This window comes from Streptomyces sp. NPDC107471 (assembly GCF_055582845.1).
Window position 1 is genome coordinate 219,084 of record NZ_JBVJPC010000008.1, and the last position, 17,748, is coordinate 236,831.

General features: G+C 72.7%; 21 protein-coding genes. 13 read left to right on the forward strand and 8 right to left on the reverse strand.

Annotation, left to right across the window (positions count from 1 at the left end):
- Window positions 1-55: 55 nt before the first annotated feature.
- The gene (locus ACZ66S_RS26800) at window positions 56-805 is read right to left on the reverse strand and encodes an AraC family transcriptional regulator (RefSeq protein WP_469904075.1); all 750 of its coding nucleotides are present in this window, start codon (window positions 803-805) and stop codon (window positions 56-58) included.
- Window positions 806-887: 82 nt separating this feature from the next.
- Between ACZ66S_RS26800 and ACZ66S_RS26805 the strand changes: the two genes are divergently transcribed.
- Complete coding sequence (locus ACZ66S_RS26805; protein ID WP_469904335.1) at window positions 888-2,018, forward strand: MFS transporter; 1,131 nt, start codon at window positions 888-890, stop codon at window positions 2,016-2,018.
- Window positions 2,019-2,043: 25 nt separating this feature from the next.
- On the opposite strand, the gene ACZ66S_RS26810 is transcribed toward ACZ66S_RS26805, so the two are convergent.
- Complete coding sequence (locus tag ACZ66S_RS26810) at window positions 2,044-2,697, reverse strand: TetR/AcrR family transcriptional regulator (RefSeq protein ID WP_469904076.1); 654 nt, start codon at window positions 2,695-2,697, stop codon at window positions 2,044-2,046.
- Between the two features lie 252 nt (window positions 2,698-2,949).
- On the opposite strand from ACZ66S_RS26810, the gene ACZ66S_RS26815 reads away from it, so the two are divergent.
- The 3 genes from ACZ66S_RS26815 to ACZ66S_RS26825 all read left to right on the forward strand — a co-directional run bounded on the left by ACZ66S_RS26815 (window position 2,950) and on the right by ACZ66S_RS26825 (window position 5,568).
- On the forward strand, window positions 2,950-4,431 hold the full coding sequence (locus ACZ66S_RS26815) for an MFS transporter (protein WP_469904077.1): 1,482 nt from the start codon (window positions 2,950-2,952) through the stop codon (window positions 4,429-4,431).
- Window positions 4,432-4,699: 268 nt separating this feature from the next.
- Window positions 4,700-4,888 carry a hypothetical protein gene (locus tag ACZ66S_RS26820; protein ID WP_469904078.1) on the forward strand — a complete coding sequence of 63 codons (189 nt, stop codon included), beginning with the start codon at window positions 4,700-4,702 and terminating at the stop codon, window positions 4,886-4,888.
- Window positions 4,885-5,568 (forward strand): response regulator, encoded by a 684-nt coding sequence (locus ACZ66S_RS26825; protein ID WP_469904079.1) that lies wholly within the window; start codon window positions 4,885-4,887, stop codon window positions 5,566-5,568. Before ACZ66S_RS26820 ends, ACZ66S_RS26825 begins: the two co-directional genes overlap by 4 nt.
- 25 nt (window positions 5,569-5,593) lie before the next feature.
- Here ACZ66S_RS26825 and ACZ66S_RS26830 read toward each other — a convergent pair whose 3' ends face one another.
- Window positions 5,594-6,289 (reverse strand): TetR/AcrR family transcriptional regulator, encoded by a 696-nt coding sequence (locus tag ACZ66S_RS26830; protein WP_469904080.1) that lies wholly within the window; start codon window positions 6,287-6,289, stop codon window positions 5,594-5,596.
- Between the two features lie 114 nt (window positions 6,290-6,403).
- Between ACZ66S_RS26830 and ACZ66S_RS26835 the strand changes: the two genes are divergently transcribed.
- From ACZ66S_RS26835 to hemC, 7 genes are all read left to right on the forward strand, one after another.
- Complete coding sequence (locus tag ACZ66S_RS26835) at window positions 6,404-7,153, forward strand: SDR family oxidoreductase (protein ID WP_469904081.1); 750 nt, start codon at window positions 6,404-6,406, stop codon at window positions 7,151-7,153.
- A 186-nt stretch (window positions 7,154-7,339) separates the two neighbouring features.
- Window positions 7,340-8,320: an ATP-dependent DNA ligase gene (locus ACZ66S_RS26840; RefSeq protein WP_469904082.1), complete on the forward strand. Its 981-nt coding sequence runs from the start codon at window positions 7,340-7,342 to the stop codon at window positions 8,318-8,320.
- A 132-nt stretch (window positions 8,321-8,452) separates the two neighbouring features.
- The gene (locus ACZ66S_RS26845) at window positions 8,453-9,229 is read left to right on the forward strand and encodes an NPP1 family protein (RefSeq protein WP_469904083.1); all 777 of its coding nucleotides are present in this window, start codon (window positions 8,453-8,455) and stop codon (window positions 9,227-9,229) included.
- Window positions 9,230-9,330: 101 nt separating this feature from the next.
- Window positions 9,331-10,356, forward strand: a complete 1,026-nt coding sequence (locus ACZ66S_RS26850; RefSeq protein WP_469904084.1) for a questin oxidase family protein — start codon at window positions 9,331-9,333, stop codon at window positions 10,354-10,356.
- A 65-nt stretch (window positions 10,357-10,421) separates the two neighbouring features.
- Complete coding sequence (locus ACZ66S_RS26855) at window positions 10,422-10,940, forward strand: hypothetical protein (protein WP_469904085.1); 519 nt, start codon at window positions 10,422-10,424, stop codon at window positions 10,938-10,940.
- The gene (locus ACZ66S_RS26860; protein WP_469904086.1) at window positions 10,937-11,404 is read left to right on the forward strand and encodes a GNAT family N-acetyltransferase; all 468 of its coding nucleotides are present in this window, start codon (window positions 10,937-10,939) and stop codon (window positions 11,402-11,404) included. Before ACZ66S_RS26855 ends, ACZ66S_RS26860 begins: the two co-directional genes overlap by 4 nt.
- Window positions 11,405-11,445: 41 nt before the next feature.
- Complete coding sequence (hemC, locus tag ACZ66S_RS26865; RefSeq protein WP_469904087.1) at window positions 11,446-12,381, forward strand: hydroxymethylbilane synthase; 936 nt, start codon at window positions 11,446-11,448, stop codon at window positions 12,379-12,381.
- Window positions 12,382-12,394: 13 nt separating this feature from the next.
- Here hemC and ACZ66S_RS26870 read toward each other — a convergent pair whose 3' ends face one another.
- The 4 genes from ACZ66S_RS26870 to ACZ66S_RS26885 all read right to left on the reverse strand — a co-directional run bounded on the left by ACZ66S_RS26870 (window position 12,395) and on the right by ACZ66S_RS26885 (window position 15,178).
- The gene (locus ACZ66S_RS26870; RefSeq protein WP_469904088.1) at window positions 12,395-12,910 is read right to left on the reverse strand and encodes a hypothetical protein; all 516 of its coding nucleotides are present in this window, start codon (window positions 12,908-12,910) and stop codon (window positions 12,395-12,397) included.
- A gap of 192 nt (window positions 12,911-13,102) precedes the next feature.
- Complete coding sequence (locus ACZ66S_RS26875) at window positions 13,103-13,945, reverse strand: ABC transporter permease (protein ID WP_469904089.1); 843 nt, start codon at window positions 13,943-13,945, stop codon at window positions 13,103-13,105.
- On the reverse strand, window positions 13,905-14,726 hold the full coding sequence (locus ACZ66S_RS26880) for an ABC transporter ATP-binding protein (protein ID WP_469904090.1): 822 nt from the start codon (window positions 14,724-14,726) through the stop codon (window positions 13,905-13,907). The genes ACZ66S_RS26875 and ACZ66S_RS26880 overlap by 41 nt, the downstream gene beginning before the upstream one ends.
- Window positions 14,723-15,178: a MarR family winged helix-turn-helix transcriptional regulator gene (locus ACZ66S_RS26885; protein WP_469904091.1), complete on the reverse strand. Its 456-nt coding sequence runs from the start codon at window positions 15,176-15,178 to the stop codon at window positions 14,723-14,725. The genes ACZ66S_RS26880 and ACZ66S_RS26885 overlap by 4 nt, the downstream gene beginning before the upstream one ends.
- Before the next feature lie 239 nt (window positions 15,179-15,417).
- Here ACZ66S_RS26885 and ACZ66S_RS26890 point away from each other — a divergent pair, with 239 nt between their 5' ends.
- Complete coding sequence (locus tag ACZ66S_RS26890; protein ID WP_469904092.1) at window positions 15,418-16,206, forward strand: RNA polymerase sigma factor SigF; 789 nt, start codon at window positions 15,418-15,420, stop codon at window positions 16,204-16,206.
- Window positions 16,207-16,222: 16 nt separating this feature from the next.
- On the opposite strand, the gene ACZ66S_RS26895 is transcribed toward ACZ66S_RS26890, so the two are convergent.
- Window positions 16,223-16,555 (reverse strand): ANTAR domain-containing protein, encoded by a 333-nt coding sequence (locus tag ACZ66S_RS26895; RefSeq protein ID WP_469904093.1) that lies wholly within the window; start codon window positions 16,553-16,555, stop codon window positions 16,223-16,225.
- A gap of 168 nt (window positions 16,556-16,723) precedes the next feature.
- Here ACZ66S_RS26895 and ACZ66S_RS26900 point away from each other — a divergent pair, with 168 nt between their 5' ends.
- Window positions 16,724-17,527 (forward strand): VOC family protein, encoded by an 804-nt coding sequence (locus ACZ66S_RS26900; RefSeq protein WP_469904094.1) that lies wholly within the window; start codon window positions 16,724-16,726, stop codon window positions 17,525-17,527.
- Window positions 17,528-17,748 lie beyond the last annotated feature (221 nt).

A 17,748-nucleotide genomic window follows, 5' to 3' on the forward strand; every position in this document is an offset into this window, starting at 1 on the left:
GGCTGCCGCGCACATTACTGGACGGTAGCGGCGCGTCGTCCGGCGGCCTCCGTCCTCATGGGGAGGGGCGGTCGCGGGTGCCCGGGGTGTAGCCGAAGGAGCGCCGGAAGACGTCGATGAAGGCGCTCGCGGAGGACCAGCCGCAGCGGTGGGCGACGGTCGTGACGGGGACGTCGTCGGCCAGCATGCGCAGGGCGTGGTAGAGGCGTGACTGGGTGCGCCACTGCGGGAAGGTCATGCCGAACTCGCGGCGGAAGAGCCTGCTGAGCGTGCGTTCCGAGGTGCCGGTCGCGGTGCCGAGGGCGGCCAGGGTGCGGGGGTCGGAGGGGTCGGTGTGGACGAGCGCGCAGACCGCGGCGAGACGGGGATCGGCCGGGGCGGGCAGCCACAGGGGCTGCTGCGGCGAGGCGCGCAGTTGGTCGCGCAGGACGGCGAGGAGGCGGCGGCGCTCGGGGCTGTCGTCGGCGGGGTCGCGGGTGTAGGCGCGGATCAGCTCGCGCAGGAGGGGGCCCACGGTGAGCACGGTCGGGGCGTCCAGGCCGAGCGGGTTGTCGTCGGCGGGCAGGCCGAGCAGATGCAGGTCGAGCTGTCCGTGGGCGCGGTGGGAGTGGACGGTGCCGGCGGGGACCCAGATGGCGCGGGTGCCGGGGGCGAACCAGGTGCCGGCGTCGGTGGTGACCGCGAGGACGCCGGAGCCCGCGTACACGATCTGGTGGTCGTCGTGCCGGTGCGCGTCGATGCGTGCGCCCGCGGCGAGGCGCTGGGCGCGGGTGGGCGCCGTCGGCGTGTGGCGGATGTTCGGCACAAGTGGGCAGATTATCGGAAGCGGGCCAGGAGAAGTCCGCGCGAGGCTCGGTGCCGTGCCCAAGAACCGTTCGCTCACGCTGATGTCGCTCGGTCACGCCTGCGTGGACGTGTACCAGGGGGCCGTCGCCGCCCTGGTGCCGTTCTTCGTGGCCGAGCGGGCCTGGTCCTACGCCGCCGCGTCGGGTGTCGTCCTGGCCGCGTCCCTGCTGTCGTCCGTCGTGCAGCCCCTGTTCGGCGCGCTCACCGACCGCTGGGCGATGCCGTGGCTGCTGCCGCTGAGCGCGCTGACGGCGGGTGCGGGGGTCGCGCTGAGCGGGGTCTGCGGCTCCTATCCGCTCACCCTCGCGGCGGTCGCCGTGTCGGGCGTCGGGGTCGCGGCCTATCACCCCGAGGCGGCCAGGGCGGCGCGGGCGGTCGCGGCCGGCGGCAACAGGGGGATGGGCTGGTTCTCGCTCGGCGGGAACGTCGGCTTCGCGCTGGCCCCGCTGCTGGTCGCCGCCGTGATCGCCACCGGCGGCCTGGCCGCCTCTCCCCTGCTGGCCGTTCCGGCCGTGGCGGGGGCGGCGCTGTGCGCGGCGGCCGAGCGCGCGTCCCGGTCCCGCCCGGCGGCGGGAGCGACGGGCGGGCAGGGCGGCAGGGACGACTGGCCGTCGTTCCTGCGGCTCTCGGGCGCGGTGGTCTGCCGGTCGGTGGTGTTCGTGGGGCTGAGCGCGTTCGTGTCGCTGTACGTCCGTGAGCGCGTCGGCGGCGGGGACGTGGCCGGTACGGCGGCGCTGTGCGTGCTGTACGCGGGCGGTGCGGTGGGCACGGTCCTCGGGGGGCGGCTCGCCGACCGGTACGGACGCCTCACCGCGGTGCGGGGGGCGTACGCCCTGACGGTGCTCGCCGTGGCCGGGGTGGTGCTCGTCCCGGGTCCGGCGGTGTACGCGTTCGTCGCCCTGACCTCGGCCGGCCTGTACGTGCCGTTCTCCCTGCACGTCACCCTCGGCCAGGACTACCTGCCCGGGCGGGTGGGCACCGCGAGCGGTGTCACTTTGGGCCTGACGGTGAGCGTCGGGGGGCTGGCCGCGCCGGCGCTGGGCGCGCTGGCCGACGCCACGTCGCTGCGGGCGGCTCTGGTGCCGTTGATCGTCCTGCCCGCGCTGGGCGTGCTGCTGCTGCGCGGCCTGCGCGAACCCGCTCCCGCCGAGCGGCTCGTCCCGGCGGGCTGAGCCCACGCCGGAGTCGTCCCTCCCCTCAGGGACCGGTGGGTGTGACCGGAGCCGTCCACATGGCGACCACGGCGTCTCCGAGGCCGGTCGCGGCGTCGTGCCAGTTGGCGCGGGGCGTCGGGGTGTTCTCGGCGAGGGCCCGCTCGCGGTCGGCGGCCATGTGCACGATCAGATGGCGGGCCATCTCGGCACGCTCGGCACGCACCTCGGGGGGCAGTTCGGGCAGACAGCGGTACAGGCCCTCGACGATCTGCCGCAGCGAGGGCGAGGCCATGGACTCCTCGACCATGATCTGCTGGAGCACCGGGTCGGTCATGACCTGGGCGCAGAACCGCGCGAACCAGGTGGGGCTGCCCAGTTCCGCGAGGTGTTCGGGCACGGGCCGGACCAGGCAGTCCACCCAGGCGCGTACGTCGGTGGAGCCGCGGGCCCCGGCGAGCAGCCGGGCGCGGATCGACTCGACGCGGACGTGGTGCTTGCGGGCGATCGCCCGGACCAGGTCGGCCTTGGTGCCGAAGTGGTAGCCGACCGCGGCGTTGTTGCCCTGCCCCGCGGCCTCGCTGACCTGCCGGTTGGACACCGCGAGGACACCGCGCTCGGCGAAGAGGCGCTCGGCCGCGGTCAGGATCAGCTCCCGGGTCGCGTGGACCTGCTCCTCGCGCACCGTCCTGCCCGCCATGCTCACCACCGCACCGGGACTTGGCCGCCTCCTCCGACGGCCAGCCCCTGGAGCCGCCTGAGGTCCGCCGACGCCGCGGCGGGTTCCGTGCCGGAAGCCTACGCAACGTATGCACAGCTCCCGCGGTCGGCGTACGGCGCCCGGTCCCGCGGTCGGCGTACGGCCAGGACAGCCGGGCCGCTAAGCTAAGTCAAGCACCTGACTTAAATTAGGCCGAGACCGGCCCACTTCCCCTGCCTTGGAGGCCCTTCCATGTCCGACGCTCCCGCCGGAACCGCCGACGCGGGTGCCGTGGCCCCGCCTCGGCCGAACGCCGTGGTGGCGGTGCTGGCCTTCGCCGGAATCGTCGTCTCGCTGATGCAGACCCTGGTCATCCCGATCGTGCCGGAGCTGCCCAAGCTGCTCGACGCCCCGGCCTCGGACACCGCGTGGGCGGTCACCGCGACCCTGCTCGCGGCGGCGGTCGCCACACCGGTCGTCGGACGGCTCGGCGACATGTTCGGCAAGCGCCGGATGCTGCTGGTCAGCGTGGTGATGCTGGTGGTCGGGTCAGTGGCCTGCGCGCTCAGCGACGCCCTGGTCCCGATGATCGTGGGCCGTGCCCTCCAGGGCCTGTCCTCCGGCGTGATCCCGCTCGGCATCAGCATCATGCGCGACGAACTGCCCGCCGAGCGGCTCGCCGGGGCGACCGCGCTGATGAGCGCCTCCCTCGGCGTCGGCGGCGCCCTGGGACTGCCGACCGCCGCGCTCATCGCGGACAACTTCGACTGGCACGTCCTGTTCTGGGCCTCGGCCGCGATGGGGGCGATAGCCCTCGTCCTGGTCCTGGCGCTCGTACCGGAGTCCCGGGTGCGCACCGGCGGCCGCTTCGACGCCGTCGGCGCGGTCGGCATGACCGCCGGCCTGGTCTGCCTGCTGCTGGCCGTCTCCAAGGGCGCCGACTGGGGCTGGGCGAGCGGCACCACGCTCGGCCTGTTCGCCGCGGCCGTGATCATCCTGCTGGCCTGGGGCCTCTTCGAGCTGCGCACCTCCCAGCCGCTGGTCGACCTGCGCACCACCGCCCGCCGCCAGGTCCTCTTCACCAACCTCGCCTCGATCGCGATCGGCTTCTCGATGTTCGCGATGTCGCTGGTGCTGCCGCAGCTCCTCCAGCTCCCCACCCAAACGGGCTACGGTCTGGGCAGGTCCCTGCTGACCGCCGGTCTGGTCATGGCCCCGTCCGGTCTGGTGATGATGGCCCTGGCACCGGTCTCCGCGGCCGTCTCCAAGGCCAAGGGCCCCAAGGTCACACTGATGATCGGCGCGCTGATCGTGGCCGCCGGCTACGGGCTGAACATCGTCCTGATGTCCGAGGTCTGGCACCTGGTGCTGGTGTCCTGCGTGATCGGCGCCGGCATCGGCTTCACCTACGGCTCCATGCCGGCACTGATCATGGGCGCCGTGCCCGCCTCGGAGACGGCGGCCGCCAACAGTCTCAACACCCTGATGCGGTCCATCGGCACGTCGACGGCGAGCGCCATCGCCGGTGTCGTCCTGGCCCAGTTGACGATCGACCTGGGCGGCTACGCGCTGCCGTCCGAGAACGGCTTCAAGACCGTCATGGCGATCGGCGCGGGTGCCGCGGTCCTCGCGTTCGCCCTCGCCTCCTTCATCCCGCGCCCACGGGTCGCGGCCCCGGCCGGGATCCCCGCACCGGCCACGGAGACGGCAGCCGGCACCGCATCCGGACGCTGACGCCCCCTCCCTGACGGCCGCTCACCCGCGGCCCTCAGCTCCTGCCCAGGAATGATCCGCCCCTGACGCGTACTGCGTTCTCAGTAGGCGCGATTGTCGGCCGTGGTACGACGACGGACGGACCGGATCCGGGAAGACTGGCGACCGGGCCGTGGACACGGAACGGGGAAACGGTCCGGAGCGTGGACGGGGAACCCGGCCCACCGGGTCGCGGCGGCCGGGGCCCGCGGGCCTCGGCCATCATGGTTCCAGGACGACCGGAGAGCCCATGAGCATCCCCTTGCGGCGCTACGCCGACGACCACGTCCGAACGGTCGTCGCCATGGCGACCGGGCTGCGGCTGCCCGGGCTCCCGTACGGCGAGGACCGCCCCGGCACCGACCGGCCGGACCCGGCGGGGCACCCCCGGCTCCCCCTCCACCCCGCCGCCCCGGAACGCCAGGAACGGACCCCATGACCATCCGCGTGCTGCTCGCCGACGACCAGGCCCTGCTGCGGGCCACCTTCCGGATCCTCATCGACTCGTGCGACGACATGGAGGTGGTCGCGGAGGCCGCCGACGGCGCCGCGGCGGTCGACCTGGCACGCGTCCACCGGCCCGACGTGATCCTCATGGACATCCGCATGCCGGGGACCGACGGGCTGGCCGCCACGTCCGTGATCTGCGCCGATCCGGAACTGTCGGAGACGCGGGTGCTGATCCTGACCACGTTCGAGATCGACGAGTACGTCGCCCAGGCGCTGCGCTCGGGGGCCAGCGGCTTCCTGGGCAAGGACGTCACCGCCGAGGCCCTGCTCGAAGGCGTCCGTACCGTGGCGGCCGGTGACTCCCTGCTCTCCCCCGGCGCCACCCGCACCCTGATCACCCGGTTCCTCTCGGCACCGGGACTCGGCACCCGGCTGGCCGCCGCCGACGACCTGACCGGCCTCACCACCCGGGAACGGGAGGTGATGGCGTGGGTCGCCGAGGGCCACTCCAACGAGGAGATCGCGGGGAAGCTGTTCGTCAGCCCGCTGACCGTGCGCACCCACGTCCACCGCGCGATGACGAAGCTGGGCGCCCGGGACCGCGCCCAGCTCGTGGTGATGGCCTACCAGTCGGGCCTGGTGCAGCCGCTGCCGCCCGAGGACCGCTGATCCCTCGCCGCTCGTCCCTCATCCGTCATCCCTCGCCCTCGGAGAGTGCCTCCAGCCACTGCTGGAGCAGGGCCGACTCCGCCGTCGTGAGCGTCGGCGGCAGGTCGGCACGCAGCCGGGCCGCGAGGGTCGCGGCCGCGACGGGCACCGTGCCGTCCTCCCGCGCGGCCGCGGTGTCGGCGGGCCGGGTCACCGAGTCCAGGACCGCGTCGCGCAGCCGCCGCGAGAACTTCGGGTCCGTGTACTGCTCGGGCCTGGTCAGCATCGACAGGGCCGCCCCCACGTTGGCGGACATGATCATCCGGGTGGCCAGCGCGGGCGGCACCGTCAGCCGCCCCTGGGCCGCACAGCGTTCGAGGATGCCGTGCAGCAGGTCGTGCGCCTCCTGGGCGGCGGCCGGGGGCACGGTCAGCTCGGGCGAGTACATCAGGCGGTAGTGGCTGGGATGCTCCAGCGCGAAGCGCATGTGGTTGTCCCAGCCGGTCCTCAGGTCCTCGACCGGGTCCGCGCTCGGCTCGGCGACCCGCTTGGAGGCGAGGTACTGCTCGAAGCCCCGGTCGACGACGGCGGCCAGCAGACCGGCCTTGTCGCCGAAGAGCCGGTAGAGCATCGGTGCGCCCACCCCTGCCTTCTCGCACACCGCGCGCGTGGAGACATCGGCGGCCGACGCCCCGGCCAGCAGCTCGGTGGCCGCCTCCAGGATCTTTTCCCTCGCATCCATGCCTTCAGGGTACGCCGCTCGTAGCATCGATACGAGCCGGATATTAACATCGTTACGCATCTGTGTTATCGTCGATACGAGTCAGCCGTAGCAACGTTATGAAGGATGGCAGTCATGACCACTCAGCCCCGGACGGACCAGCGCGTCGCGATCGTCACCGGCGGATCGCGCGGCATCGGACGGCAGATCGCCGAACAGCTCGCCGCCGACGGCTTCGCGGTCGTCGTCGGGTACGCGGGCAACCAGGAGGCCGCCGACGAGGCCGTGCGCGCCATCGAGGAGGCCGGCGGCACCGCCCGTGCCGCCCGCGCGGACGTCGCCGACGAGACCGAGGTCACCGCCCTGTTCGACCAGGCGGAGGCCGCGTACGGCGGTGTCGACGTGGTGGTCCACTCCGCGGGCCGGATGCCCCTGTCCCCGGTCGCGGAGCTCGACCTCGGCGAGCTGGACGCCCTGTACCGCACCAACATCCGCGGCACTTTCGTCGTCGACCAGCAGGCCGCGCGCCGGCTGCGTCCGGGCGGCGCGCTCGTCAACCTCTCCAGCTCGGTCGTCGGACTCGCCTTCCCCGGTTACGGCGCCTACGCGGCCAGCAAGGGCGCGGTCGAGGCGGTGACCCTGATCCTCGCCCGTGAGCTCCGCGGCCGTGACGTCACCGTCAACGCCGTGGCTCCCGGTCCGACGGCGACCGCGCTTTTCCTGGACGGCAAGGACGAGGAGACCGTCGCCCGCCTCGCGGCCCAGCCTCCGCTGGAGCGCCTGGGGACGCCGGAGGACATCGCCCACGTCGTGTCGTTCCTGGTGAGCCCGGCAGGCCACTGGGTCAACGGCCAGGTGCTGCGGGCCAACGGCGGCATCATCTGACCGCGCAGGCACCGCGTCCCCTCGGCTCCACGTCACCGGCACCGCACACCGCCGCGAGCGGCGGCGCGGACGGCACCGTCGCCGATCCGCACCGGGAGGGCCGAGAGGACCCCGGGGCGGCGCCCGTTCAGGGGAAACCGGTGCGCAGGGCGCGTGGCGGCCGGTGCCCGCGTCGACAACTCACCCGTGACCCTGCCGCTGATCCCGCCCATGCTCGCCACCCCCGGCACCCTGCCGCCCCCCGCACAGGACGCGCGCTGGGCCTACGAGACCAAGCAGGACGGCCAGCGGGCGGTCGTCTACCTCGCGGGGAACGGCGAGCTGGTGCTGCGCGCCCGGTCCGGCGAGGACATCACCGGCGCCTATCCCGAACTGCGGCCGCTGGGCAGCGCGCTCGGCGCCACGCCCGCGGTGCTGGACGGGGAGATCCTGGCGCTGGACGAACAGGGCCGCGCGGACTTCCAGTTGCTGCAACCGCGCATGCAGTTGGCCCACGCCCCCGGCAGAGCCGCGCGCCGGGCGGCCGAGGCACCCGTCCACCTCGTGATCTTCGACCTGATGCACCTGGGGCGGCGCTCCCTCGTCACCCTGCCCTACGTGCGGCGCCGGGCGCGCCTGGACGAACTGGGTCTCGCCGGGCCGCACTGGTCCACCCCCGCCGCCCTCGTCGGCCACGGCGAACAGGCCCTGCGCGCCACCCGTGAGCACGGACTGGAAGGTCTGGTCTGCAAGCGGCTCGACTCGCCGTACGAACCGGGAGTGCGCTCCCGCGCCTGGATCAAGATCCGCAACATGCTCAGCGAGGACGTCGTCGTGGGCGGCTGGCTGCCCGGCAAGGGCCGGCTCACGGGCCTGCCGGGCGCGGTGCTGGTCGGACAGCGCGGCGAGGGACGGCTGCGGTACGTCGGCAGCGTGGGCACCGGCTGGAGCGAGACGGAACGCACGGAGCTCGCCGCGCTGTTGGCCGCCGCGGCTACGGACATGTGCCCCTTCGACCCCGTGCCGCGCGTCCCGGGCGCTCGCTGGGTGCTGCCCCGCCTGGTGGGCGAGGTCCGCTACAGCACTCGTACCCGGGCGGGGTTGCTGCGTCAGCCGTCCTGGCTGCGGCTGCGACCGGATCTCGCGCCGGAGGACTCCTCGGCCGACCTCCCCGACGCGCCCTCCTGATCCGGGATGTTGGGCTCACCGTAACCGGAGTGACGCCTTCACCATCTTGGCGCGGACATGAAAACCCGGGAAGCTGAACTCCCCAGTAACCCCACAGCCGTTGGGCTGCGCCCGGACCCCGAGGAGGACGCAGTGGCGTCACCGTCGTTCAAGAAGCACCGCACGAGATGGCTCACCGGCCTGGCCGGCGCCGCCGCGCTCGTCGTCGCCTTCCCCTCCGCCGCCTTCGCCGCTCCGCCCCAGGCGCTGCCCGCCAACGCCGAGAGCGCCGAGTACACCTATCAGCCGGCCTTCGACTACGACACGGACGGCTGCTACTCGACAGCGGCCATCGGCCCCGACGGCACGGTCAACGGCGGTCTCAAGCCGACGGGTTCGCTCAGCGGCGACTGCCATGACGCAGCGGACCTGGACAACACCAACTCCTACTCGCGCTACAAGTGCAACAACGGCTGGTGCGCCTATCTGTACGGCCTGTACTTCGAGAAGGACCAGGCGCTGGCCAACAGCAGCATCGGCGGCCACCGGCATGACTGGGAACACGTGGTGATCTGGGTGCAGAACGGCGCGGTCCAGTACGTCTCGACGTCCAACCACGGCTCGTTCACGGTCACCGCCGCCTCCGGTGTCCGCTTCGACGGCACGCACGCGAAGATCGTCTACCACAAGGACGGCATCAGCACGCACTGCTTCCGGCTGGCCAACTCCAACGACGAACCCCCGGAGAACGCCAAGGGCACCTGGCAGTACCCGCCGCTGGTCGGCTGGAACGGCTACCCGTCGGGGCTGCGCGACAAGCTGAGCGCCTACGACTTCGGCAGCGCCAACTTCGGCCTCAAGGACGCCAACTTCGCCTCGCACCTGTCGTCGGCGAAGCCGTCGGGGATCTCCTTCGACCCCAACGCCTGACCAGGTGACACGATCGGGCGCGGGACCTAGGTCCCCCGTGCCCACGGGTTCCGTCCCGCGCCCGATCCCCGCCGCCCCGGCCCCCGCATAGCGTCCTGTGCATGGACACGACCGACACGAGCGACACCAGCGGGCACCTCGAAGAGGCCCTGGACCGCGTCCACGCGGCCGGCCCGGAGCGGGAGGGCTGGCTGAGCAACCACGCCCCCATGGTGGTCGAGGCGCTCGCCGCGCACGGACAGGCCGGCTCGGTGCACCGGTGGCTCGACCTGTACCGGGACAGGCTGGAGGACTTCCCCGACCGCACCGCTCCCGTCACGGACGACAACTGGCCCTCGGCACTGGGCGATCCGCGCCGGATCGCGGACTGGACCGACCACTACTCCCGCACGCTCGCCGAACGCCCCTGGCAGGACGTCCTCGCCGAGTGGTGGCCGCGCCTGCTGCCGGGCATGTACGGCGGCGCCACGCACACCGTCATCCGGGTCGGCCACGCCGTCCGCGCCGTGCGCGCCCACGAGAACGCGCCCCGGCTCACCGAACTCGCGCACGCCCTGGGCTACTGGGCGGCACGCCACCAGCCCGTGACCGGCCTCGTGGAACTGCCGGGCGCCACGGCCGCCGCGGACGCCCTGGACGCCGTACCCGCCATCGAGCCCGGCCACCTGGGCTTCCGGAACCGTCTGGGCGCCGTACGCCGACTGCCCGGGTGGGCGCGTGACGTCACCGACCCGGACACCGCGAAGGAGCGGCTCACCGAGCTCGTCCGCGCCGCGACCCACCGCTACGCCACCCACGGCCACGGCGAGCCGACCATGCTCGTGCACGCGGCCACGGCCCCCAACGCCGTACTGCGGACCCTGGACTCCCTCCCCCGCGACCAGTGGGTGCCGAGCCTGCACGCGGCCTGGACCGCGTCGGCGGCGGTCACCGCGATGTACGCGCCGGTGGCACCGGTCGCCTACGCCCCACCCGCGCGCCTGACCGCCGAGGAGGTCCTGGAACGCGCCCTCGCCCACGGCGACGAGCACGTCATCAAGCTCACCGACACCGCCCTGGACATCGGCGACGAACAGGCCCTCGCGGCCGCCCTGCGCTCGGTCGAACTCAGCGAACCCCTCGTCTGAACATCCGTACCGGGCAGGGCCGACGGCGGTGGACGCGGCCGGGACCGGCGGCCGATGATGACCGGATGGATCTTCACGAGGAACTGCCCGCCGCCGTCGACGTCGAGGCCCTGCTCGCCCTCGCCGACACCCACCACGCCCGCCCCGTACGGCCGTTGGGCACCAGGGAGGCCGCCGGGCACCTGGTGAAGGTGTACGCGCTGGAGGCGCCCGGCCGTACGGTGTCCGACGAGGACGCCGAGGCCGGGCTGCGGATCGCCGCCCGGCATCTCGGACTCGGGCCGCTGCGGGGCTCCCTCGGGCTCGCCGTCCTCATCGTGCACGCGGGCGGCGACGGCGACTACGTCCTGGTCCAGAGCTGGATCGAGGGCGACATGGCGGACCTGGCCGTCTTCGCGGGCCCGGCGGGCGAGCCCGAAGCGCTGCGGCCCGGCCGGGCCGGACTGGCGCCCTGCGTGTGGGAGGCCGCCGTCCTCGCGCACGAGCGGGACGCCTACTCCCGCCACGTCCTGGACGGCACCGGGTCGCTCGCCGGACGCCTCACGGCCTGGGGCGCGGACACGCTCGCGGGGGACGTCCGATGAGCGACTCCCCCCACGTCCGGCACGCCGAGCGGGCCGACCTGCCCGCGGTCGCCGAACTCGCCACCCGGCACGCGGAGTACGAACAGGCGGCGCCGCCCCCGCGGGACCTGCCCGACCGGCTGGCCGCGCTCCTCTTCGACACACCCGCGCCCCGCCTGCGCTGCCTGGTGGCCGCAGTCCCCGACGGCGAACTCGCCGGCTACGCCACCTGCGCGCCCGAACTCTCCACCTGGCAGGGCCGCGAGTACCTGCACCTGGACTGTCTGTTCCTGCTCCCCGGCCACCGCGGACTCGGACTCGGCGTGCTGCTCATGGACGCCGTGGCCGCCGAGGCCCGCGCGCTGGGGCTCGACGAGGTCCAGTGGCAGACGCCGACCTGGAACGACGGGGCGATGCGGTTCTACGACCGGTTGGGCGCCCGCTCCCGGCAAAAGGTGCGCTACTCCCTACCCGTCGGACCCTGAGCGTCAAACACGCGACCGCCGCAGGGTCTATCGTGTCCCGCATGTCCCTCCCGGAACCTGTCCGTATCGTCTCCCGTGACTCGCCGATGGCGCTGGCCCAAGTGGAGCGTGTCAGAAGCGAGTTGACAGCCCTCTACCCCGGTGTGCGCACCGAGGTCGTGCCGGTGAAGACCACCGGTGACAAGTGGATGGGCGACCTGTCCAAGGTCGAGGGGAAGGGCGCCTTCACCAAGGAGGTCGACGCCGCGCTGCTGGCCGGCGAGGCGGACCTCGCGGTGCACTGCGTGAAGGACGTGCCCGCCGACCGGCCGCTTCCCGCGGGCACCACGTTCGCGGCGTTCCTCAAGCGCGACGACATCCGCGATGCCCTGATCCACCCGGGCGGACTCACCCTGGACGAGCTTCCCGAGGGGACCCGGATCGGCACCTCCTCGGTGCGCCGCGTGGCCCAGCTCGCCGCCACCCACCCGCACCTGGAGTGCGTGCCGTTCCGCGGCAACGCCAACCGGCGGCTCGCCAAGCTGGCGGCCGGCGAGGCGGACGCGCTGCTGCTCGCGGTCTCCGGCCTGGAGCGCATCGGCCGCGAGGACGTGATCAGCGAGATCCTCTCCCCCGAGACGATGATGCCGCCGATCGGCGCGGGCATCCTCGCGCTCCAGTGCAGGGAGGGCGACACCGAGCTGATCGACGCGGTCAGCGCGCTGGGCGATCCGGACACCTTCCGGGAGGCGACCGCCGAGCGGATGTTCCTGCATGTGCTCCAGGGCCACTGCAACAGCCCGATCGCTGGGTACGCGCGCGTGGACCACGGTGGCGAACTGTCCCTGCGGGCCTGTGTGTTCACCGCCGACGGCAAGGTCCGGCTGAACGCGCACGAGTGGGCGGGCCGGCTGGACCCGGCCACGCTGGGCACCTCGGTCGCCGTGGCGCTGCTGCGTCAGGGTGCCCGCGAGATCATCGACGGCATCCCGCACTGAGGCCCGCGCGGGATCAGGCGGTGCCCTCTTCGGCCTGGTCCCGCAGGAAGTTGCTCACCTGGCAGGCCAGGCCCTCGCGGCCCACACCCACGTGCGCGGCGCCCTCGTCGAGTCCGATGCCGCCCGCCCACAGCCTGCGGTCGGCCCACTCGTCGTCGACCCGCAACTGGATCTGCACGTCGATCTGGCCGAGGGTCGCCTCCGGTCCCGCCGCGAACAGCACGGCGGTGGCGCGGCGCAGCGGGTAGACGTCGAACCCCTCGATGAACTGCGAGTTGCGCCAGTCGATGAAGGCGCTCTCGCCGTCGGGGCCGATCCGCACGTCGATCTGACCGTCCTCGAGGTGGACGGTCGGATGCCGGTCACCTCGGTTCTCGACGGTCACCCGGACGCTGAAGTACGTGAGCCCTTCGGCGGCGTCGTCGCGTCCACGCGGCGGCTCGGCCGCCTCCAGACGGTGGACGCGGACACGCAGACCGGCATGCTCGTCGTACTCCTGCCAGTCCCCGACCACGTTGGGCTCGTACACAGTGCACCTCTTCGACCTCAGAGAGCTGCTTCCTATCTGTGTGCTCAATGCACTGTCAAATGAGCAGAATGCGCTGTGGCCAGGGAATTCGCCCCCTTTGATCACTGATCAAGCCGTGCGCAGGAAGAATCCGCCGAACGGCCGGAAAAACCCTTCCGCGGGCGTGCCGCACATCACGTTCCGCTTCCATGATCAACGGGCCAGCCGGCCGAGGAGCGAGGAGGCCGCCGTGATGCCCAGTACGGCGGCCACCGCCAGTACCCCGAAGTCGAGCGCGAGATGGGCGGGCGTGCCGAGGAGCAGCCCGCGCAGGGCGTCGACCTCGTAGCTGAGCGGGTTCACCTTGCTGACGGCCTGGAGCCAGCCGGGCATGACCGACAGCGGGTACAGGGCGTTGGAGCCGAAGAAGAGCGGCATGGTGATGGCCTGCCCGATGCCCATCAGCCGGTCCCTGCTCAGCACGATGCCGGCGATGGTCATCGACAGGCAGGAGAAGAACGCCGAGCCGAGGATCACGATCACGCCGACGCCGAGGAGCTTGAGCGGGTTCCAGGTCAGGGACACCCCGAGCAGGGCGGCGATGACGATGACGACGACGGCCTGGATCAGCGACTTCACGCCGGCCGCGAAGGCCTTGCCGGTGGTCAGCGCCGAGCGCGGGGTGGGGGTGACCAGGAGTTTGTTGAGGACGCCCGCGTCCCGTTCCCAGATGATCTGAATGCCGTAGAAGATCGCGATGAACATGGCCGACTGGGCGATGATGCCCGGGGCCAGGTAGTCGATGTAGGGGATGCCCTGGGTGGGGATCGCCTTGATGCGGGTGAAGGTCTGGCCGAAGATCAACAGCCACAGGGCGGGCTGGACCGCGCGGGTGTAGAGCTCGGTGCGGTCGTGGCGGAGCTTCTGGAGCTCGACTGCGCACATCGCCACCACCCGTGCGGGCAGCAGGCGCCAGCCCGCGCGGGGCTCCGGTGGCCTCAGCAGCAGGTCCGTGTCAGCCGACACGGTTCGCGGTGCGGCGGGTGCTTCGGACATCGCGGAAATCCCCTCCCTCGTCTTCGAGTCCGCTGCCGGCGACGTCACGGAAGACGTCCTCCAGGGTCGGCAGGGCGTCGGTGCCCCGCTTCTCGGCCAGTGACCGCCTGAGTTCGGCGGGCGTGCCGAGGGCGCGGACGCGGCCGCGGTGCATGAGGCCGACCCGGTCGCAGTACTGGTCTGCCTCGTCCATGTAGTGGGTGGTCACGAGGACGGTCATGCCGGTCGCCTCGCGTACGGCGTTGATGTGTTCCCAGACGCCGGTGCGGGCGATCGGGTCGAGGCCGATGGTCGGCTCGTCGAGGATCAGCAGCCGGGGCGCGCTGACCAGGGCCTGGGCGAGTTCCAGTCGGCGGACCATGCCGCCGGAGTAGGTGCCGGCGAGCCGGTCGGCGGCGTCGGTGAGGTCGACGGCGGCCAGGGCCTGGGCGACGCGCCGGGCGCGTTCCCTGCGGGCCACGTCGAAGACGCGGGCGAAGAGGGTGACGTTCTCCCGGCCGGTCAGGTTCGCGTCCGCCGACAACTGCTGCGGTACGTAGCCGAGGAGCCGGCGTACGGCCATCGGCTCGTCGGCGGTGTCTCGGCCGAAGACGTGGATCATGCCGGCGGGGACGGGCAGCAGGGTGGTGATGCAGCGGATGGCGGTGGTCTTGCCGGCGCCGTTGGGCCCGAGGAGTCCGAAGACCTCGCCCTCCTCGACGGTCAGGTCCAGCCCGTCCACGGCTCGGGTGTCACCGAAGGCGTAGGTCAGCCCGGTGCAGGAAACAGCTTCGGGAGTCATCTCTCCTCGGCCTCCTCGTGCAGATCGACGGCGAGCGCGCGCAGGGCGGGGAGCGCGGCGCGCAGGGCCTCCTGGTCGGCCGCGTCCAGACGGGTGACGTGCCGGGTCACGAGCGCGACCCGCCGCTGCTTCCAGTCGCTGAGCCGCGCCTCGGCCTTCTCGGTGAGCAGCAGCCGGGCGGCGCGCCGGTCGTCGGGGTCGGTCTCGCGGACCAGGTGGCCGTCCTTGACCAACTGGTTGACCAGGGTCGAGACGGAGTTCCCGGCGAGGTACAGCTCCTTGGCCGCGTCGGAGACCCGGATGCCGGGCCGTGACTCGACCAGCCGCAGCAGTTCGACCTGGGCGCCGCGCAGCCGCGGCACCGTCATCCCGGCGCGCAGCCTGCGTCTGAGCAGTCGCTGGACCCCGACGAGCGCGTCGGCCAGCTCCTCGGGGAAGGTCTCTTCGTCCACACCGGTGACATTACCTCTGAGTCAGAGCTATCTCGCTCAAGAGTCGGTCAAGGACACCCGGGACGATTGGCATCTTTGTTTCATTTCACCCGAGAGCGGGAATCCACTCCTCAGTGCTTCGGACAGGAGGCACGTCCGTGGGTGCCCCGCCGAGCGGGCCCCGGATGTCCTGCCAGGGTCCGAGTGCGTGTCTCCCACGGTGTCTGTCCATCCAGCACCCGCTCAGGGAGGTGCGCGACATGTCCGTCGCCACCAGAACGAAGCCGCATCCGCACGACGACGCCCCCGACACCAACGAGGCGTTCGAGCGCCTGTCCCACCTGCCCGAGGGTCCGGAACGCAAGGCGCTGCGGGACGAGCTCGTGGAACTCTGGCTGCCCATGGCCGAGCGGATCGCCGTGCGTTTCCGGGGCCGTGGGGAGTCCCTCGAGGACCTCTACCAGGTGGCCGCCCTCGGGCTCGTCAAGGCCGTCGACCACTACGACCCGACCCGCGGCAGCGCCTTCGAGGCGTACGCGGTGCCGACCGTGACCGGCGAGATCAAGCGGCACTTCCGCGACCACATGTGGACGCTGCACGTGCCGCGCCGGGTACAGGACCTGCGCAACCGGGTCCGGCAGGCCGCGAAGGAGCTCGCCCAGACGCCCGGCCGGGCGCCCACCGTCGCCCAGATCGCCGAGCTGGCGCACCTGACCGAGGACGAGGTGCGCACGGGCGCGGAGGCGCTGGAGTGCTTCTCGGCGCTGTCGCTGGAGGCGGAGATGCCCGGCACGGACGGGTACGCCCTGGGCGACTCGCTCGGCGGCCCCGACCCCGGCTACGACGTGGTCGTCGACCGCGTGGCCGTCGGGCCCCGCCTCAAGGCCCTGCCGGAGCGCGAGCGGACCATCCTGTACCTGCGCTTCTTCCGGGGCATGACCCAGAGCGGCATAGCCGAGGAGCTCGGCATCTCGCAGATGCACGTCTCGCGACTGCTCAGCACGTGCTTCGCGCAGTTGCGCGAGGAGGTCCTGGCCGACGACCGCTGAGCCCGCGGGCGGGGTCTCACTCGGGCGGCGCACCCGGAATCTGCGTCGGACCGTACCGGTCGAGAGCCTCCTCCAGCTCCACGCGGATCTCCCGGGGGATCTCGCCGGACCGCCCCCAGATGAGGATCAGCTCCGCGACGTTGCGCAGTTTGATGTTGGTGTGCTGGGAGACGTCCTTCAGTACGGCCCAGCCCTCGTCGGGGGTGATCCTGCCGAGCGCGACGACCATGCCGATGGCCTGGTCCACGACCGCGTGGGAGGCCACCGCTTCCTTGAGCTGGCCGATCTCCTCCTCCAGGGCGAAGATCCGGTCGGACTCGTCGGCTGGTTCGTTCGGTACGACTGGCACGCATCCATCCTGTCACTCGGGCAGGCCCACGCCACCGGGCGGAGGCGAACGGGACACCGTTTCGGCGGCGCCCCCGGGGTACTCGGCAGGCGCCCGAAGCGGTTCCGGACGGACACTGGGGGAGACCGCCCGGTGGCCGCCGGCCGACGAGAGCAGGACGCGACTGCCATGAACCACGATCCGAGACATCCCACCGCGACCGCGGACGTCGTCTCCACCCACCATGTCTTCGGAGCGCCCTGCTGGGTGAGCCTGACCAGCCGCGACCAGCAGACCACGGAGGACTTCTACGGGGCCGTCCTCGGCTGGGAGTGGAAGCCCGCGAAGCTCGGTGAGCGCTTCCGGGTGGCGCTGGCGAACGGCACTCCGGTCGCCGGGATCGCGGCGGTGGCGTCGATGTGGCAGATGGCGGTGGCCTGGACGCCGTACTTCGCGGTGCCCAGCGCGGACGAGGCGGCGGCGCGCGTGCAGGAACGCGGCGGCACGCTGGCGGTCGGCCCGCTGTCCTTCCCGCCCGGCCGGGCGGCCCTGCTCTCCGACCGCGACGGCGCGACCTTCGGCGTCTGGGAGGGCGACCTCGTCGCCAACTGGGAGGGGTGGCGACGCGCCCAGCCGGCCTTCGTGCGCCTCCACACCCGCGACGCCTTCGACGCCGCCATCTTCTACGGCGAGGTCCTCGACTGGGCGACCGAGCGCCCCGACTGCTGCGAGGTCCGCTACGAGGGCGACGAGGTGGTGCTGCGCAGCAGCGGCGACGTGGTGGCGCGCATCGAGTCGGGGGCGCTGGGCTCGGCCCCCGATCCCGCGATCCGCCCGCACTGGCAGGTCCACTTCGCGGTCGCGGACGTCGCGGCCTGCGCCAAGGCGGCCGAGGTGCACGGCGGCAGCGTCCTCTCCCACGACCCGGCCGAGGCCGTGCTGCGCGACCCGGACGGGGCCCAGTTCACGGTCACGACCCGCCGGACCCGCTGAGCACGAGGGCGCCGCGCGCCAGGGCTTCCCAGGCTCGCTTCCGCCGGCACACCCTTCGACATCCTCCACCGCCTCGCCACACCAGACGCTCTGGACGAGGACCCGGCGCCCGCCTTGACGGTGCCCGCGTGGGGCGGCCGCCCACGACCGTCTGGCACCACACGCACGAAGGGCGAGGCCCACGGGCCTCGCCCTTCGTTCACACGCCGCGCCGTGCAGCG

Coding starts and splice junctions, on each gene's coding strand:
- ACZ66S_RS26805 (WP_469904335.1), top strand. CDS start 888: ATGTCGCTCGGTCACGCCTGCGTGGACGTGTACCAGGGGGCCGTCGCC.
- ACZ66S_RS26810 (WP_469904076.1), bottom strand. CDS start 2,697: ATGGCGGGCAGGACGGTGCGCGAGGAGCAGGTCCACGCGACCCGGGAG.
- ACZ66S_RS26815 (WP_469904077.1), top strand. CDS start 2,950: ATGTCCGACGCTCCCGCCGGAACCGCCGACGCGGGTGCCGTGGCCCCG.
- ACZ66S_RS26820 (WP_469904078.1), top strand. CDS start 4,700: ATGAGCATCCCCTTGCGGCGCTACGCCGACGACCACGTCCGAACGGTC.
- ACZ66S_RS26825 (WP_469904079.1), top strand. CDS start 4,885: ATGACCATCCGCGTGCTGCTCGCCGACGACCAGGCCCTGCTGCGGGCC.
- ACZ66S_RS26830 (WP_469904080.1), bottom strand. CDS start 6,289: ATGGATGCGAGGGAAAAGATCCTGGAGGCGGCCACCGAGCTGCTGGCC.
- ACZ66S_RS26835 (WP_469904081.1), top strand. CDS start 6,404: ATGACCACTCAGCCCCGGACGGACCAGCGCGTCGCGATCGTCACCGGC.
- ACZ66S_RS26850 (WP_469904084.1), top strand. CDS start 9,331: ATGGACACGACCGACACGAGCGACACCAGCGGGCACCTCGAAGAGGCC.
- ACZ66S_RS26855 (WP_469904085.1), top strand. CDS start 10,422: ATGGATCTTCACGAGGAACTGCCCGCCGCCGTCGACGTCGAGGCCCTG.
- ACZ66S_RS26860 (WP_469904086.1), top strand. CDS start 10,937: ATGAGCGACTCCCCCCACGTCCGGCACGCCGAGCGGGCCGACCTGCCC.
- hemC (WP_469904087.1), top strand. CDS start 11,446: ATGTCCCTCCCGGAACCTGTCCGTATCGTCTCCCGTGACTCGCCGATG.
- ACZ66S_RS26875 (WP_469904089.1), bottom strand. CDS start 13,945: ATGTCCGAAGCACCCGCCGCACCGCGAACCGTGTCGGCTGACACGGAC.
- ACZ66S_RS26880 (WP_469904090.1), bottom strand. CDS start 14,726: ATGACTCCCGAAGCTGTTTCCTGCACCGGGCTGACCTACGCCTTCGGT.
- ACZ66S_RS26890 (WP_469904092.1), top strand. CDS start 15,418: ATGTCCGTCGCCACCAGAACGAAGCCGCATCCGCACGACGACGCCCCC.
- ACZ66S_RS26900 (WP_469904094.1), top strand. CDS start 16,724: ATGAACCACGATCCGAGACATCCCACCGCGACCGCGGACGTCGTCTCC.